At 41.6% G+C, this 14419-nt stretch carries 17 protein-coding genes and 4 pseudogenes; 3 read left to right on the top strand and 18 right to left on the bottom strand.

The features are described 5' to 3' along the window. Positions 1-21: 21 nt before the first annotated feature. Positions 22-1305 (top strand): MFS transporter, encoded by a 1284-nt coding sequence (locus KXD37_RS06890; RefSeq protein WP_106019804.1) that lies wholly within the window; start codon positions 22-24, stop codon positions 1303-1305. A gap of 18 nt (positions 1306-1323) precedes the next feature. Here the strand turns inward: KXD37_RS06890 and KXD37_RS06885 are convergent, their stop codons facing one another. Both KXD37_RS06885 and KXD37_RS06880 read right to left on the bottom strand, forming a co-directional pair. Continuing rightward, complete coding sequence (locus KXD37_RS06885; protein ID WP_263463442.1) at positions 1324-2763, bottom strand: DEAD/DEAH box helicase; 1440 nt, start codon at positions 2761-2763, stop codon at positions 1324-1326. Between the two features lie 81 nt (positions 2764-2844). Further along, the gene (locus KXD37_RS06880) at positions 2845-3993 is read right to left on the bottom strand and encodes a rhamnogalacturonan acetylesterase (RefSeq protein WP_127696321.1); all 1149 of its coding nucleotides are present in this window, start codon (positions 3991-3993) and stop codon (positions 2845-2847) included. A gap of 164 nt (positions 3994-4157) precedes the next feature. On the opposite strand from KXD37_RS06880, the gene KXD37_RS06875 reads away from it, so the two are divergent. Continuing rightward, entirely contained in the window at positions 4158-4499 is a 342-nt protein-coding gene (locus tag KXD37_RS06875; protein WP_046161026.1) for a PadR family transcriptional regulator, read from the top strand. After that, entirely contained in the window at positions 4496-5017 is a 522-nt protein-coding gene (locus KXD37_RS06870; RefSeq protein WP_106021877.1) for a DUF2812 domain-containing protein, read from the top strand. Before KXD37_RS06875 ends, KXD37_RS06870 begins: the two co-directional genes overlap by 4 nt. Positions 5018-5230: 213 nt before the next feature. On the opposite strand, the pseudogene KXD37_RS06865 reads toward KXD37_RS06870, so the two are convergent. The 16 genes and pseudogenes from KXD37_RS06865 to KXD37_RS06790 form a co-directional block, all read right to left on the bottom strand. Next, positions 5231-5359: pseudogene (locus tag KXD37_RS06865) on the bottom strand (hypothetical protein); the annotation flags it as partial. Between the two features lie 17 nt (positions 5360-5376). Beyond that, on the bottom strand, positions 5377-5793 hold the full coding sequence (locus tag KXD37_RS06860; protein WP_127696928.1) for a hypothetical protein: 417 nt from the start codon (positions 5791-5793) through the stop codon (positions 5377-5379). A gap of 51 nt (positions 5794-5844) precedes the next feature. Next, a complete protein-coding gene (locus KXD37_RS06855) occupies positions 5845-6141 on the bottom strand; it encodes a YxiJ-like family protein (protein ID WP_263463441.1) in 297 nt (98 codons plus the stop codon). Positions 6142-6488: 347 nt separating this feature from the next. Then, entirely contained in the window at positions 6489-6971 is a 483-nt protein-coding gene (locus KXD37_RS06850; protein ID WP_263463440.1) for a hypothetical protein, read from the bottom strand. Positions 6972-7001: 30 nt separating this feature from the next. Next, entirely contained in the window at positions 7002-7760 is a 759-nt protein-coding gene (locus KXD37_RS06845) for an Imm26 family immunity protein (protein WP_263463439.1), read from the bottom strand. Between the two features lie 3 nt (positions 7761-7763). Next, positions 7764-8273, bottom strand: a complete 510-nt coding sequence (locus KXD37_RS06840; protein ID WP_263463438.1) for a DUF2716 domain-containing protein — start codon at positions 8271-8273, stop codon at positions 7764-7766. A gap of 15 nt (positions 8274-8288) precedes the next feature. Next, positions 8289-8738, bottom strand: a complete 450-nt coding sequence (locus KXD37_RS06835; protein ID WP_263463503.1) for a hypothetical protein — start codon at positions 8736-8738, stop codon at positions 8289-8291. Between the two features lie 72 nt (positions 8739-8810). Beyond that, positions 8811-9137 (bottom strand): annotated as a pseudogene (locus KXD37_RS06830) (DNA-binding protein); the annotation flags it as partial. A gap of 204 nt (positions 9138-9341) precedes the next feature. After that, positions 9342-9752 carry a hypothetical protein gene (locus tag KXD37_RS06825; protein WP_263463437.1) on the bottom strand — a complete coding sequence of 137 codons (411 nt, stop codon included), beginning with the start codon at positions 9750-9752 and terminating at the stop codon, positions 9342-9344. A gap of 56 nt (positions 9753-9808) precedes the next feature. Further along, positions 9809-10126, bottom strand: a complete 318-nt coding sequence (locus KXD37_RS06820; protein WP_263463436.1) for a hypothetical protein — start codon at positions 10124-10126, stop codon at positions 9809-9811. A gap of 28 nt (positions 10127-10154) precedes the next feature. Beyond that, positions 10155-10625 (bottom strand): hypothetical protein, encoded by a 471-nt coding sequence (locus tag KXD37_RS06815; protein ID WP_263463502.1) that lies wholly within the window; start codon positions 10623-10625, stop codon positions 10155-10157. A gap of 140 nt (positions 10626-10765) precedes the next feature. Further along, positions 10766-11320 (bottom strand): DUF4240 domain-containing protein, encoded by a 555-nt coding sequence (locus KXD37_RS06810; RefSeq protein ID WP_168749160.1) that lies wholly within the window; start codon positions 11318-11320, stop codon positions 10766-10768. Further along, a complete protein-coding gene (locus KXD37_RS06805; protein WP_263463435.1) occupies positions 11313-12161 on the bottom strand; it encodes a DNA-binding protein in 849 nt (282 codons plus the stop codon). The genes KXD37_RS06810 and KXD37_RS06805 overlap by 8 nt, the downstream gene beginning before the upstream one ends. A 59-nt stretch (positions 12162-12220) precedes the next feature. Next, positions 12221-13122, bottom strand: a pseudogene (locus KXD37_RS06800) (RHS repeat-associated core domain-containing protein); the annotation flags it as partial. 67 nt (positions 13123-13189) lie between these two features. Beyond that, complete coding sequence (locus KXD37_RS06795; RefSeq protein ID WP_121643646.1) at positions 13190-13549, bottom strand: YxiJ family protein; 360 nt, start codon at positions 13547-13549, stop codon at positions 13190-13192. Further along, a pseudogene (locus KXD37_RS06790) lies at positions 13546-14400 on the bottom strand (RHS repeat-associated core domain-containing protein); the annotation flags it as partial. The gene KXD37_RS06795 and the pseudogene KXD37_RS06790, both read right to left, overlap by 4 nt. Positions 14401-14419 lie beyond the last annotated feature (19 nt).

The following is a 14419-nucleotide window of genomic DNA, read 5'->3' as shown; positions in this document are numbered from 1 at the left end:
TACTGGGGAGGGGCTCTGCAGATGAAACGTTTTACGAAACAAGAAAACAGCTGGGTTGTATATGACTGGGCAAACTCTGCTTATTCCATTGTCGTCACAACCGCGGTATTTCCGTTGTTTTATAAATCAGCCGCTGCGGAAGGCGGTGTCAGCGCTGCTCAATCAACTGCTTATTTAGGTTATACGATAGCGATTTCTACCTTTATTCTCGCCATGCTCGGCCCGATTTTAGGAACCATCGCCGACTATGAAGGCTGCAAAAAAAAGTTCTTCGGTTTCTTTGTGTCAGCCGGTGTCGCCAGCACCGCGGCGCTTGCCTTTATTCCAAGTGAACATTGGCTTCTTTTGCTGCTGTTCTACACCATATCGGCTGTCGGTTTTTCCGGCGCCAATGTATTCTACGACGCCTTCCTCGTTGACGTCACGCCTGAGGAACGGATGAATCTCGTCTCCGCCCGCGGCTTTGGCTTAGGCTATATCGGCAGCACGATCCCATTTATCCTCAGCATCGCCGTCATCCTGCTTGCACAAGCAGAAACGATTCCGATGTCCGTGTCTGCCGCAAGCCAGCTGTCCTTTTTTATAACGGCCGCTTGGTGGGGACTGTTTACCATTCCGATGCTGAAACACGTTCATCAGCGCTATTACATCAAAAGAGAACCCCGCATCATAGCCAACAGCTTTAAACGCCTCGGGCAAACGATGAAACGGATCCGGCAGTACCGGGCGCTGTTCCTCTTTCTGCTCGCTTATTTCTTTTATATCGATGGAGTCGGCACCATTATTACGATGTCGACCTCTTACGGGTCAGATTTGGGCATCAGCTCCACAAGTCTCCTGATCATCCTGTTTGTCACTCAGGTCGTCGCCGCGCCGTTTGCCATTTTATACGGAAGACTGGCGGAACGCTTCACAGGGAAAACAATGCTGTACGTTGGCATCGTCATATATATGATTGTCTGCGTATATGCGTATTTTCTGGAAACGACGTTTGATTTCTGGATTCTAGCCATGCTTGTCGCCACCTCGCAGGGCGGCATTCAAGCATTAAGCCGCTCCTATTTTGCCAAGCTCGTCCCGAAACACCATGCAAATGAATTCTTCGGCTTCTACAACATTTTCGGAAAATTCGCCTCAATTATGGGGCCGCTGCTCATCGCCGTTACCGCCCAGCTTACTGGAAAATCATCGACTGCGGTGTTCAGCCTGATCATTTTGTTTGTGATCGGGATTGTCATCCTCGCCTTTGTGCCGGAAGAAAACAGCACCAATGTCAGCCATCACGAAAATGACCTGCCCCTTTAACTGGGAGCAGGTCATTCATCATTTATTCGCTTTATTCACCTTAAGCTTTTTCCCTTTGACGGTTGTATCCTTCATGGCTTTGAGAACATGTGGGCCTTTTCCGTTTAAAATTTCCACGTACGAGGCGTTATCCATGATCGTAATGATGCCAATGTCATCAGCAGAAACCCCGTCGATTTTAGCGATCGTTCCGACAAAATCAACGGCTCTGATTTTCTTTTTCTTTCCGCCGTTAAAGTACAGCTTCATGATGTCTTTATTCAGCTCTTCGCTCTTGTCTTTTTTGATCGCCGGACGGTCTTTCAGTTTAGCGAGAAAATCCGGTTTCTTTTTTGCGATTTCCTCTTGGGACGGGGCTTCTAATGTCTGAATCCCGAATCCGATATACTCTTCTATTTCAGCTAGGAACCGCTTTTCAAACGGCGCCACAAATGAAATCGCTTTTCCCTGATTCCCGGCTCGCCCTGTCCGTCCTGTACGGTGTACGTAGCTTTCTTTCTCAAGAGGCAGATCATAGTTGATGACAAGGGCGATATTTTCGATATCGATCCCCCGTGCGGCGACGTCTGTCGCGACTAAATAACGGTACTCGCCTCTTTTAAATTCATTCATGACGTCAAAGCGGTCTTCCTGAATCATCCCGCCGTGAATTTTATCGCATGGATATCCTAAGTCATCCAATTCATCGGTCAGCTGATTCACATGCTCTTTCGTCCGGCAAAAAATGATGCAGCTGTCCGGGTTCTCAGTGATGAGTACATCCTTCAGCAAAGAAAACTTATTCTCTTCTCTGACTTGAATCACCGCATGTTCAATATTCCTTGTGGTGAGGCCGGCCGCTTTGATTTCGATATGCTCTGGGTTTTGCATATATTGGCGGCTTAATTTCTCAATATCCTCTGGCAGTGTCGCAGAAAACAGCATCGTTGTGCGCTTAACCGGAAGATGCTTGATAATCGCCTCCACCTGATCGATGAAGCCCATATTCAGCATCTCATCCGCTTCATCAATGACCAGATAGGAAAGGCGATCCAGCGGCAGCGTGCCTTTTTCAATATGATCCAGAACACGCCCCGGAGTGCCGACAACAATATGGCTTTTTTGCTTCAGCTCGGCTTTTTGTTTATCAAAAGATGATTTTCCAAACACAGCTGTCGCTTTGATTCGTTTAAATCTTCCGATGTTCGTGATATCCTCTTTTACTTGCACGGCAAGCTCACGGGTCGGCGTCAGCACCAGTGCCTGCGGTTTATTTTCGTCCCAATCCGCCAGCTCGCAGAGAGGAATGCCAAACGCAGCCGTTTTCCCGCTTCCCGTCTGTGATTTGACGACAAGATCTTTTCGTTCAAAGGCTGCCGGAATCACGTTTCGCTGCACCTCGGTCGGTTCTGTATACCCCAGTCCTTCCAATGCTCGTAAAATGTCGTGACTGATTTGATAGTTTTTAAAATGACTCATGTATAAACTCCTGTCTCTTGCAGATGTTCTCATTATACTCTAATTTACGGCATCGTATGTGTTTTGCCGAAAAATGACGTTTTAGAAGCCATCAATCCCCTGTCTTTTTAGTTCCTGAACGGCCAATCGCGCCAGTGCATCGGCACCCGCGCGGTTCGGATGCAGCGTATCTCCATTCATATAAAGGGCAAGCGTTTTTTCCGGACCGATCGATGTAAAGTAAGATGAACTGAGGACATTCAGGTCAATAAGCCTTGTTTTTTCTTCATCGGCCAAAGCCAAAATAGAAGCCCTGTACCATCGGTTTACAGAGGAATGGATGCCTTCAGAAGTAAAGTCTGTCGCCCGGCCCTGCGGTGTTGAAAGGATGACTTCCGCTCCCTTTGCTTTCACCTGCCGAATCATATCACGCATAATCTCCTTAAATTCCGCTTCAGATTCATTATGCTTCGGATTTGTATCGTTAATGCCGAGCTGCAAAATAAAGTAATCACCCGGTTTGATGTACTTCAAGATCGCTTCCAACTGACCGTCATTTCGAAACCCTCTCGCAATCTGCCCGCCTGACGCCATGTTTCTCACTTGAAAGGTACGCTTGTCGACATAGTGAGGCAGCATCTGCCCCCAGCCCGCCTGCTTGCTGCTGTTGAGCGGATAATAATTGCACACCGTCGAATCGCCGCCGATATAGATCGTTCGGTTTGTCACCGGCTGATCAGACAATTTCTTGATTTTTAGGGCGCTGAGCGTAAAAGCGGTACCCGCCTTGCCTTCAGTCACCAGCAGATTCAGTTGCCCGTCGGTGACAGGAATTTGAAACGTATCCTCCGCACCGTCTCCCGTCATATTGATGACCTGAAACACACCCTCCGCCGCCACACTTGCCCTCGCCGTATTGCCCAGCGTCACCTTCACCTCATAAAGACCCTTCGGAAGATCCACATTAAACGTGTTGTCGCTTTTCGTCCCATTCGCCAAAAATTGAACCGCGTCACTTTTCACGCCCGTCCCGGATGCCGCCACATCCTTCATATGTTCCGGCGTTTGAAAACCGTAGCCCCTTGACGGGTTATAACGGTCAGACGCCCTTACCCCAATGTAATCAGGCTCAACCGAACCGCTTCCAAAGTCAAACTGATATACCTTCGGCTCTGACGCCTTCAGACTCTCCGCCCCGCTGAAACCCAACATTAACATCATCACAAAACCCGCCGTTATCCATTTTTTCATTAAGAATCCCCCTCTATGAAAACGCATTCATTAATGCATACTCGGTGATTGTTTCTTTATGATGACTGAATGCAGAAAAAAATTGCATTGACAAAGGAAAAGGAAGATTTTATTATATCAATAAGTGATATATCATTAGTTGATATAAGAAATGAGGTGACCGTTTGCCAAAGCAACGTCCGCAGGAAATGGATCAGCTTACCGATCCAGCCTATTATATTGTCTTAACCTTGCTGGAGCCAAAACACGGATATTCGATCATGCAGGAGATTGAGGACATGACCGATGACTCCTTTACGATCGGCCCAGCTACCTTATATACATTGTTAAAGAAACTGTTGCAGGAAGAGATCATTGAGCTTGTCAACAACGACAACCCGCGCCGCAAAGTGTACCAGACAACCCTGCACGGCCAAGAATTACTCAAAAAAGAAATTCAGCGCAGAAAAGTGATGGCTGAACACGGCGAACGCGCTTTTCAGCAATTGAAAGGGGATTCATCATGAAACAGAAAAAATATATGATGTCCGACGGCTTGGCTTTTTCAGAAGAAAAAGATATGAAGAAACTCAGCGATATGGCCAGCAAAGGCTGGTTGCTCGATTCTTTTGCGGTTATGGGGTATAAACTTAGAAAAGCTGAGCCGCGGAAGTTGATTTACAGTATTGATTATCATGATGTTGGGGAAGAAAGCTTGGCGGAATACACCGAGATGTTTGAAGCGGCCGGATGGGAACGTGTTTGCTCTTCACAAGGTATGCATATCTTTTCGGCTGAGCCTGGGACTTCGCCGATATACAGTGATCAATCCACCATGAGAGAGAAATATAAAAGAAGCGAAAAAGACGTTCGAAACGTCACCTGCACCTTGACTTTCCTGACTCTCTTGTCAATTGCACTCCATTATTTGACCGGATTAACAAATTGGGTGCCTGTGGCTTTTCTGGTTGTGACTTTTCCGTTTCTCGTGACATATGCGGCAACAAAAGCAAGAACGCTTGGAAAGTGGGGAAAATCAGTGTGACTTCTTGTCACACTTGATTACATCCCACCCTCCGCAATAGAAACTCATTTGGTTTTCTTGATCATACACATAATAACGGAGCCTTTCCCATTGATCATCAGTCGGTAAAATCTCCAATTCAACCGAATCGATGGATTCAAGATCATCCAGCTTCGATGCACTGATGTCTTCAAACCGTAAATGAATGTCACAGGTTTGAGCAGATAGTTTTAATTCAAACACAGGAATTTGAATATAACGATCATCTTCTTTCATATAGAAAGAAAACTCGTTTAATGTAAATGGACCAGTATCCGTGTGAGAAAGATGCTGTTTCATTTTCTCGTATTGTGTGATATTCATATGGATTCCTCCTCCTTTTATGTTTCATCGCCAACCATATAGATCTCCGCAGCATCGTATTCAAACCACATGATCCGTTCGCCTGAGTCCGTTAGGCACTGGAGTTTGCCTTCGGAAAAATAGTTTTTATCCGGTTGAGGGTCAGTGATCAGAAAAACATCATCATTGATGGAAGCTAACAGAAATAGAAAACCTGCAATGTCCCGATCTGTTTCATGTACTATGCATTGGAAATGAAATTGCCTTTTCGCCAGCTTCGTCACTTTGTAAGCATAGCCTTTGAAAAACTCTGACAGGTCTTCTATAAATGAACCACCCGTTATCACCTGTATCATGATTTGCTCATAGGCAAGCCCCTGCCAAAAACGATAAAAAGACTCAGCATCTTTAAGTTCGCATGATGTAACGGTTTGGTCGGGCTTAAGCTCGACCATGTCCAAATTGCCGATACTGCTTATAGAGGTTTTTTCCTAAAATCCTCCTTATTAGTTGGATAGCGCAGCGCAAATCTCTTGTCTGACTTGCTCGTACAAAAGAATGTGATGATACAAATCAGTATCGTGTTTGATCATATCCAGCGGGATGTCAGGATACAGCTCAAAAAAGCTTTTCTCCAACGAATATTGCTGATGCCGGGGCATCCTTTTATTCGCCAGCACATAACCCAAACTGCCAGCAACAAGCATAAAAAACTCATATATTTCCGATTCAAAGCCGTACAATTCATCAGGATACGGCTTTTCTTCAAGCTCCTGCTGTCTCTTTCTCAGTTTTTCAAACACGCGATCCTCTCCCTTCCACCACCTCATATTGCCGGCAATAAAAGCGGAACGTCTGCTCCTCCCATTCTTCCACAAGGTAGATGCCTTGCGTCTGCGGTTTAATACGGAGAAGCACATCAGACATGTCCTTTAGGGTTTCCAAATCTCGTATCGTAACGGCTGAAACGTCTTTGAATGTAAAAATAATTGAACGGAAATGATAAACAACTGCTAACTCATCGTATAAATGGCGTCCCTATCTGTTTCTCGATAAAGACGCCATTTCTTGATATGCTGTAACAAAATTGGAGAAACTCCAGAAATATTCAATTCATTTGCCAATTTTGATTCCTCCGTTTGATGCTTCCCTATGCTCGATACTCACAGTAAGGCTTCAAATCAGGGAATGCAGCCTTTAACATCCTTTCTATTCCTTCTTCATTAACGGTAAAAATAAGATCTGACGAATCAAAAAAACCGACCTCAAAAACACATTCTTTCACAGGGGAGATATAGTCATCTTCATAAAAGTCAGCATTCCCATCAACAAACGGAACTTGTGTTAAATCGTACGGTATCGTCTCTTTAGGCACAGCAGTTAAAATAGAAAATATCACATAAATCTCAAATTCATTTAATATACGATGAAATTCCTCACCTGTGGTAAAAAGATAGTCTTCACGCTCGCCGATGATATCGTTCCAATGATTCTTATCCTCGGATAAATCCATCATATTCAAAATATCGCCAATTACCCAATTATACTCAGTGATAGGCAGAGGGAATTGTTTGAAAAAATCATTTAAAAGAAAAAGATCAGAATTCGCATATTCCAGACAATACCTGCTCATATGTACCTCGCCCCCAATAAAAGTCCCTTTTTACAACTCATACTTGATCAATTCCTCCATCGAGGTTCCCTTGAAATATTGATTAAGTACATCCTCAATACTCAAATGACCAAATAGCCCAATCGGATTGCTAAAGGTCTTCCCGTGTCTTTCGTCAACTTCTATTAAATCACTCTCTGCCGCTAGTGAATCGTTATGGCTAATGAGGTATTTTCCATCTTCATACATAACAAATGTTATAGCAGATTGATCAAATTTCTTCATCAGATCTATCGGCACCTTGGAAACAACCTTCCAGTTCCCCTGAAGAAAGCCTGTATATCCTGTATTCGCAATAAAAAGGGCTCTTTGCTTTTCTGCCATCATGAGAAAAATGTCTTTTTTACTCAAGCGTTCCTCTGTAAAAGTATCAAAATACTGAATGAGAAGATCATCATTTTTATCTTTAGTTAAATTTCCTTTCACCACTAATGCATATGTAAACTGATTGATTTGCTGTAAAGGGATTTCAATGACAGCACCAGGCCTAACTTCACTTAAAGTAGTTCTGTTTTTCATCTTTAGGTTGATAACGGTGACTTGTTTTCCTTCTAATTCTTTAAAAAATGAATCGCCGTCTGAGTTTAATACCTGAAAGAGAGTATAAACAAATTCATTTAGAGTAGGCTTGCGATCCAATTGTTCAAGGAACACAGCGTGAAAATCTTCGATGGCGTCGTGACAAATATCCAAACCATCATCACTTACGAATATCTTTTTATTCTTATATTTCTCTTCCCAAAAGCCCATGTTTCACCTCCGTTTTTCAGAACACTCATCTATTTGAAACAGAATAGGCGGATATTTATCTATCGCCTTCAATAATTCTTCACCAAACACAGTGATGGTACATTTCCACGGATCACCCAAAAGCCCCCAAGAAAAGCCCTGATGAAAAAAGAAATAGTAGTCTCCGTTTGGAAATACCGGAACAGGCCATTCGCCAAATTCATCCTTAGGCATTGTCTGGTGAGGGCTAAAGATATAGCCGTCATGCTGCCAGTCTAATGCGTACATCACATCGTTCTTTTCAGTACATGATTGAAATGCTTTTAAAATAGAATTCTCTAAATCACTCAGCACTCCGCTCACATCATTATGACCAGCTTTACTGCTCATCCCGCTTGAGATATCAAACACTCGATATGGATCAGGCGGGATGATGTGATGACATCTGCTTCCAGGCTTCCATCTTATGAGCTGGTTCACTTCTGACCAGCTGCTGTCTTGTTTTGTCTGACTTAAAGTGCGCCAATTCATCATGATCTCATCAACACCTTATTGGATATCCTGCTTATAAACACCAGAAGAAGTCACTGCGTAAACAGCGTTACTTGTCAGTTTCAGCTGTTGAACGTCTAGGGCTTCACCGTTCGAGTCACAGCACTTCACCTCTTGCATCGGCAGACTCACATCAGCAGAAATCAAATAAAGAGACGGCTTAAGGTCTGCTCTGTAACAGTTGACCGTCCCGATCCAAAAACCTTCTTTAGTTACTGTGAGCTGATCAAACACTTCTGATTTAGGTGCTTCATCCGACAGAATCCACACCCTTCTCACAACCGTTTCATCAAATGCGGCGACTGCATCTCCGTAATACAGCATATAAATCAATCCGTTTTTTTCTGCAAGCCCATAACAATCATCTACAACCGGCGCATCCATTTCTTCGAGCTTTCTATCAATATACATTTCCTTCTGCTTACCATCTAACGTAAAACACCACACACTATCACCCTTGGGATTTTCATCATGATAAATGCCTTCATCACATAAACCGACCCAAAGGTGTTGCTTCTCATCAAGAAGACAGCAGGAGACCCCTGAAGGCAAACAAAAAGCACTTCTCACTCTTCCCTCTTCTGAAAATACCTTTACCTTCGGCTCATGCGAATCGTAATAAACGAAAACATAGCCATTTGCACATTGTTGAAAGAGCTGAATATCGCTGCATGTAATCTGCTCTTTCACTTTAAAATCCTGAACAACACCGGAAGGATCATAGATTGAAATAGTGAGATCATCTTTCACCCCTTTTCCAATGTAGACACGTCCTTGTGCATCGGCATGAAAAAAACAATCTTGGGTGTCAATGTTGATGATTTTATTCATTTTTAATTTTTTCATTTGTTATGCTCCCAGGTTAGAAATGAAGTGATAAGAATAAGCCATTTATTAACTATTAGTAACGGACAGCCTAGTTTCATTAACGTTTTGATATAAAGCTACTTTCCAATTCAGTCTTAAATCGCGATGACGTTGTCTTTTACATTTCGTCTGGCTGCTGTTATGTTCTAAGTAAGAAAAGAGAGGCTGACAACCTCTCTTTTTTTATTTAGTGTTCAATTGGTATGCATAAAACGATTGATCATCAAAGCGAACTGTTTCAGCTTCTATCGCAATTAACATGCTGTTCATATTTATAAGAAAATTAGCGTTTGAATGGTAGTGTTCAATGTTAGAATTCGACATGTTTCCGATTCCTTCTGGGTGATAACTGAGCTCAAATATTTTCCAATTATATTCTTCCGGATCTATTTTTTCCAATCTCATGTCACCAACATCTGCACTATAATGAGTGGATGCCACATTTTGAAATAATATCTTATGCGTATATTCACCTTCACCTTCAAAAACCTTGATATTAAGGGTGAGCTCTTTTTTAAACACATTAAAACCTAAATGAAGGACACTGCACCCCTCATCTATATAATCAACCCAATCATTAATTGTTTTGTACATTGTCGTCTCCTACCTCGTTTTAACCATTAACGCATTGCAACAAGCAGAAAAACTAATTACTCCGTATATGGTTTGATCCAATCATTTAAATCATCTGTTGAATGCAAATAAGCTTCAGGAGAATCTTTCAAATCAATCCCGCTTAGGAGGATTAACATATCCCAGACTCTATCGTCCTCTACCTCGGAATCATCAGCATAAACATAAGTGCCCGCCCAACCTGACACTTCTTCTCTTGTTGTTTGTCCATTTAAGACACTTTTGATTTTATTTATGCATTCTATTAGCTTTGGCTCGCTCAATTTGATCACCACGTATTCAAGTATTAAATGATTTATTAATAGTATGCAAAGCACCGTACTGATTAGATACATTCCAAAAGGATTCCTCCTAGGAAAGCATCTACCAATAAACAAGCTCGCAACCGTATTCCGTGTGCAATATACATAAACCAAACTGACACTCGGGCTCAACCAAAATAAAACTATGATTGAGAAGCCCTTTGTCGAACTCAATACATTCCAATAAGCCATCAAGGTGCTCGAAACATGTTCCGAAGGTACAAACTAATGCACCAATTTCGTTGCTGTATTGATGAAACAGCAGAACGTCCCTGTCATCATAGGCAACATAGGACTGAGATGTTTTCAAGATCAGCTGTTTCGCTTCCGTTTTTCCGAGAGCATCAACCTCACGGGTGTTGGCTGGTTTTGAATTTGATAAAACCATCTCAAGCAACTGCTTACTTCTCGGCAGATCAGCAAAGCGATAACTGAAGCCTCTTTCTGCGCAAGGGACTAGTTTATCTTTGATTTCGCTTTTCAACAAACGTCTTTTATTCTCATCGAGTTTTTCGATTAATCTTTTTTGCACGAGCCGCAATCCCTCCACCGTCAATTTCTCAAGTTTTTTCATTTGATTAATCTTTCTCTTGTTTTCTTTGTCATTTATCATTCAGATTTGTTCTAAAAAAGCTTGTATCGCTTATTGATACAAGCTTCATATTCTACTACTTAAAACTCACCTAGCGGGTTTTCCCCAAAACGCTCCCACAGTTTTGGAAACCTTTCAGGCAAATCTTCTTCTTCCCAATCCAATTCAATATCTTCTGGTTCGGCAAGCCCCTTTTGTTCAAGCGTATCTAAAAGCTCATCGTATACTTCATCATCCCAATCATCGTCACCAGTCTTCTTGTATGTCAACGCCTCTGTCGCCACCGACAGCAAGTCTTCATTTTGCGGATAGCCTTCCTCGTCAAGCGTTTCCTCCGTGATGTATGCTGCCAAATACTCGTGATCATCCAGCACTTTTTCGAATGTCTCTTTGCCCTGGGCAATCAGCCATCCGCGAAAATAATCAAACGTATCGTCTGAACAACCGTCCATGAGGATGTATGCTGCCGCCCATAGTGAGGACAGATAGCTTTTGTGCATAAATGTCTGAAGCATAAATTCAAAATCAACGATCTCATTGATTTCTTTTTTCAATAATTCATCACGTAGCCATTCATTAGGTTCTTCCTTGCTGCAAGCTTGGTCAATAAGCTGCCAAAAAGATATTTCATTCATTTGCTTTTCCCTCTCTGATATCCCTCTTATAGATCCCCGAGTCTGATATTGCATAAATAGCATTACTTGTCAGTTTCAGCTGTTGTACCGAGAGCTCCCGCCCGTCTGGACCACAGCACTTCACCTCTTGTATCGGCAGACTGACATCAGCCGGAATGAGGGACAGTGAATGTTCATCTTTGCATATCCAAAACCCGTCATCTGAAATTGCAAGCTGGTCATATACTCCAGAATATTCTTTATCAGAAACAATCCACACTCGTCTCACGTCCGTCTCATCAAATGCGGCAATGACTGTATAAGAGTAGTACAGCATGTATATCAGTCCATCTTTTTCTGCAAGTGCATAGCAGTCATCTACCACGGGCGCATATATTTCTGAAAGCTGTTGATCAATGTGAGTTTCCTTTAATTGTCCGTCTAAAGTGAAGCACAGCAAACTTTGTTCACTGGGGTTTTCGTCATCATAAATACCTTCATCACTTAAACCGGCCCATAGGTTTTGTTTTTCATCCAAAAGACAGCAGGAAACCCCTGAAGGCAGAGAAAATACACTTTGTTCTTTTCCATCTGCTGAAAACACCTTAACTTTATACTCATGCAGCTTAGAGTAAACAAATACATAACGGTCATCCGAACTCTGTTGAAACAATATAATATCCTCGCACAGAATTTGTTCATTAATTTCAAATCTCCGGATATCGCCGGACAAATCAAAGATCGAAATTATAATTCCTGTTTTATCCTTTTTTCCGATGTACATGCGTTCATGATTATCCACATGAAAAAAACAACCTTCATTTACTTCCTTTTTTATCTTGTTCATTATTAATTTTTTCATTATATCCCCCTAGTCTCTAGTACGTTAAGAACTGCCTTTAAAAGCAGCTCTATTACAAATTAATATGGAAAACTTGTTACTATTCTCCCATTCCTATCTCTTATAACTCGAACACGTTTAGTTTTTCTTTTATTACCATTCACTCCAACATATCTTTTAAAAGTCTTTTCGTAAACTGTACGACCATATTGTCCTTTACGTGCTTTCCCTGATCTTAATGTACTTCTTGTTGTTCGTTTCAAAGCTCTGTTACTCTTGAATTTCCCCTTTTTCCATATTTTTTATCGGAGCGCTTTGGACCGTGTCTATCTTTTATATGATGCCAAGACTCTTTATTAAACCAACCTCTTTTTGCCTTATTAGCAAAACTATAAGCCCTCTTAGCACCCTTAAATATCTTCCCAGGACCAAAGTTAGAAGCAGCTGCCCAAGCAGCACCTTTCCACCCCTTACCTGATTTATATGCCTTATATCCATCATAAGCTGCAAATCCGGCATTTACCACAAGCCATACCCAATGCCCATCCGGATCAACATTCATCACCGGGTTATTATTTCCATAAGCATACCCATTCTGATCCAATGAGTCTCCGTCGCTGCCCGGGTCTGGGTCGAGCGATAGGAACACGCCGTTTCTTGGCTCGTAGTAGCGGGCCATGAGATAGTACAGGCCGGTTTCTTCGTCGTATTGGTAGCCTGCGTAGCGGTAGCGGTTGTCTTTTACTTCATCACTTGCTTCGGTTTTTGTTGGATTTCCCCATGCGTCATATTGATACTTGGCAACGGTTTTTCCCGTGCTGTCTGAGATTGCAATGACGTCACCTTGTGCGTTGTAGTGATAGAAATATTTCTTGCCATTTTGCGTGAATGCTAGCAGTTGTCCACTATCACCGTATGTGTATGCTTTTGTGAAAGTATACACATTCAGACTGTCGCTGTAAAAATAAATTGTGTCTTTCCCGAATTAATTAAAACAGCTGTCAAATATACTTGACAGCTGTTTTTGTTTATTATTTTAGTTTAAAGATTCATACTCCTGTTATAAGCTTATTAATCAAAATCCTAATTTTTTCATGAAATTCTAAGCATTCACTTAATTCTTGATATTTTAAAATATCACTTTTATAATTCCTAAAATGAGGATAATGTTCATAGAACGTTTTTTTTAACATTTCTCTTTGATATCTAGGAATTTTTTTATCTTCAATTATATAATTTAAACTTCCAGTTATTAAGGCAAAAAATTCATAAAATTCATCTAAAGAAGTATTTGTTTCTTCTTCAAAATCATACATATCATTTGGAAACGGACCATGTAATAATACATAATATTTTTTGAACTCATCTAATGTTTTTTGATCAATATTATATCTTTTAAAAAATTTCATCCATATTCAGGCCCTTCTATATTGTAGAAATTAAAATTAACGCTTTTCTTTTTCTTCCATTTATTATTCACAAATGTAACTACCTTTCCACTTCTTGTGTAATAACCAGTTCTTTTTCCATTCTTAATCCTGCAACCTTTTTTTCCAGTAGCTAGTATTACTTTTTCGCGTAAATGCTTATTAGATCTATAAAATGCTCTAGCAACTTTTGTATATCTCTTTTTACTGTAAGATTTACCATTTCTCACAATATGTTTATTATGATGATAGTCCAATGACTTTCTTTTAGTTTTAAATGTTCCTTTATACCAATGTCTTGAGGTGGCCCATTTTCCGATTTTTTTTGTTAATTTTAACTTTCCACCACCTACAAATCCTGATGCGGCTGCAACCGCTACGCCTTTCCAACCCTTGCCTGATTTATAAGCTTTGTATCCATCATATACCGCAAATCCTGCATTGACAACAAACCATACCCAATGGCCGTCTGGATCGACATTCATGACCGGGTTGTTGTTTCCATAGGTATATCCGTTTTGATCTAGTGAATCTCCATCGCTTCCTGGGTCTGGGTCGAGCGATAGGAACACGCCGTTTCTTGGCTCGTAGTAGCGGGCCATGAGATAGTACAAGCCGGTTTCTTCGTCGTATTGGTAGCCTGCGTAGCGGTAGCGATTGTCTTTTACTTCATCACTTGCTTCGGTTTTTGTTGGATTTCCCCTTGCGTCATATTGATACTTGGCAACGGTTTTTCCAGCTGTCTGAGATTGCAATGACGTCACCTTGTGCGTTGTAGTAATAGAAATATTTCTTGCCATTTTCTGTGTAGGATACAGCTGGCCGCTGTCACCATCTACGCCAATTTCTCAA

The organism is Bacillus sp. XT-2 (assembly GCF_025696525.1).
GTDB classification, from domain to species: domain Bacteria; phylum Bacillota; class Bacilli; order Bacillales; family Bacillaceae; genus Bacillus; species Bacillus halotolerans.
This window is presented reverse-complemented; position numbering and strand designations above follow the sequence as displayed.

Bases quoted from the DNA above. Each gene is read 5' to 3' on its own strand.
- KXD37_RS06805 (WP_263463435.1), bottom strand. From the start codon at position 12,161: ATGAAAAAATTAATAATGAACAAGATAAAAAAGGAAGTAAATGAAGGT.
- KXD37_RS06880 (WP_127696321.1), bottom strand. From the start codon at position 3,993: ATGAAAAAATGGATAACGGCGGGTTTTGTGATGATGTTAATGTTGGGT.
- KXD37_RS06885 (WP_263463442.1), bottom strand. From the start codon at position 2,763: ATGAGTCATTTTAAAAACTATCAAATCAGTCACGACATTTTACGAGCA.
- KXD37_RS06890 (WP_106019804.1), top strand. From the start codon at position 22: ATGAAACGTTTTACGAAACAAGAAAACAGCTGGGTTGTATATGACTGG.
- KXD37_RS06795 (WP_121643646.1), bottom strand. From the start codon at position 13,549: ATGAAATTTTTTAAAAGATATAATATTGATCAAAAAACATTAGATGAG.
- KXD37_RS06810 (WP_168749160.1), bottom strand. From the start codon at position 11,320: ATGAATGAAATATCTTTTTGGCAGCTTATTGACCAAGCTTGCAGCAAG.
- KXD37_RS06870 (WP_106021877.1), top strand. From the start codon at position 4,496: ATGAAACAGAAAAAATATATGATGTCCGACGGCTTGGCTTTTTCAGAA.
- KXD37_RS06820 (WP_263463436.1), bottom strand. From the start codon at position 10,126: ATGTATCTAATCAGTACGGTGCTTTGCATACTATTAATAAATCATTTA.
- KXD37_RS06840 (WP_263463438.1), bottom strand. From the start codon at position 8,273: ATGATGAATTGGCGCACTTTAAGTCAGACAAAACAAGACAGCAGCTGG.
- KXD37_RS06860 (WP_127696928.1), bottom strand. From the start codon at position 5,793: ATGGTCGAGCTTAAGCCCGACCAAACCGTTACATCATGCGAACTTAAA.
- KXD37_RS06845 (WP_263463439.1), bottom strand. From the start codon at position 7,760: ATGGGCTTTTGGGAAGAGAAATATAAGAATAAAAAGATATTCGTAAGT.
- KXD37_RS06825 (WP_263463437.1), bottom strand. From the start codon at position 9,752: ATGTACAAAACAATTAATGATTGGGTTGATTATATAGATGAGGGGTGC.
- KXD37_RS06850 (WP_263463440.1), bottom strand. From the start codon at position 6,971: ATGAGCAGGTATTGTCTGGAATATGCGAATTCTGATCTTTTTCTTTTA.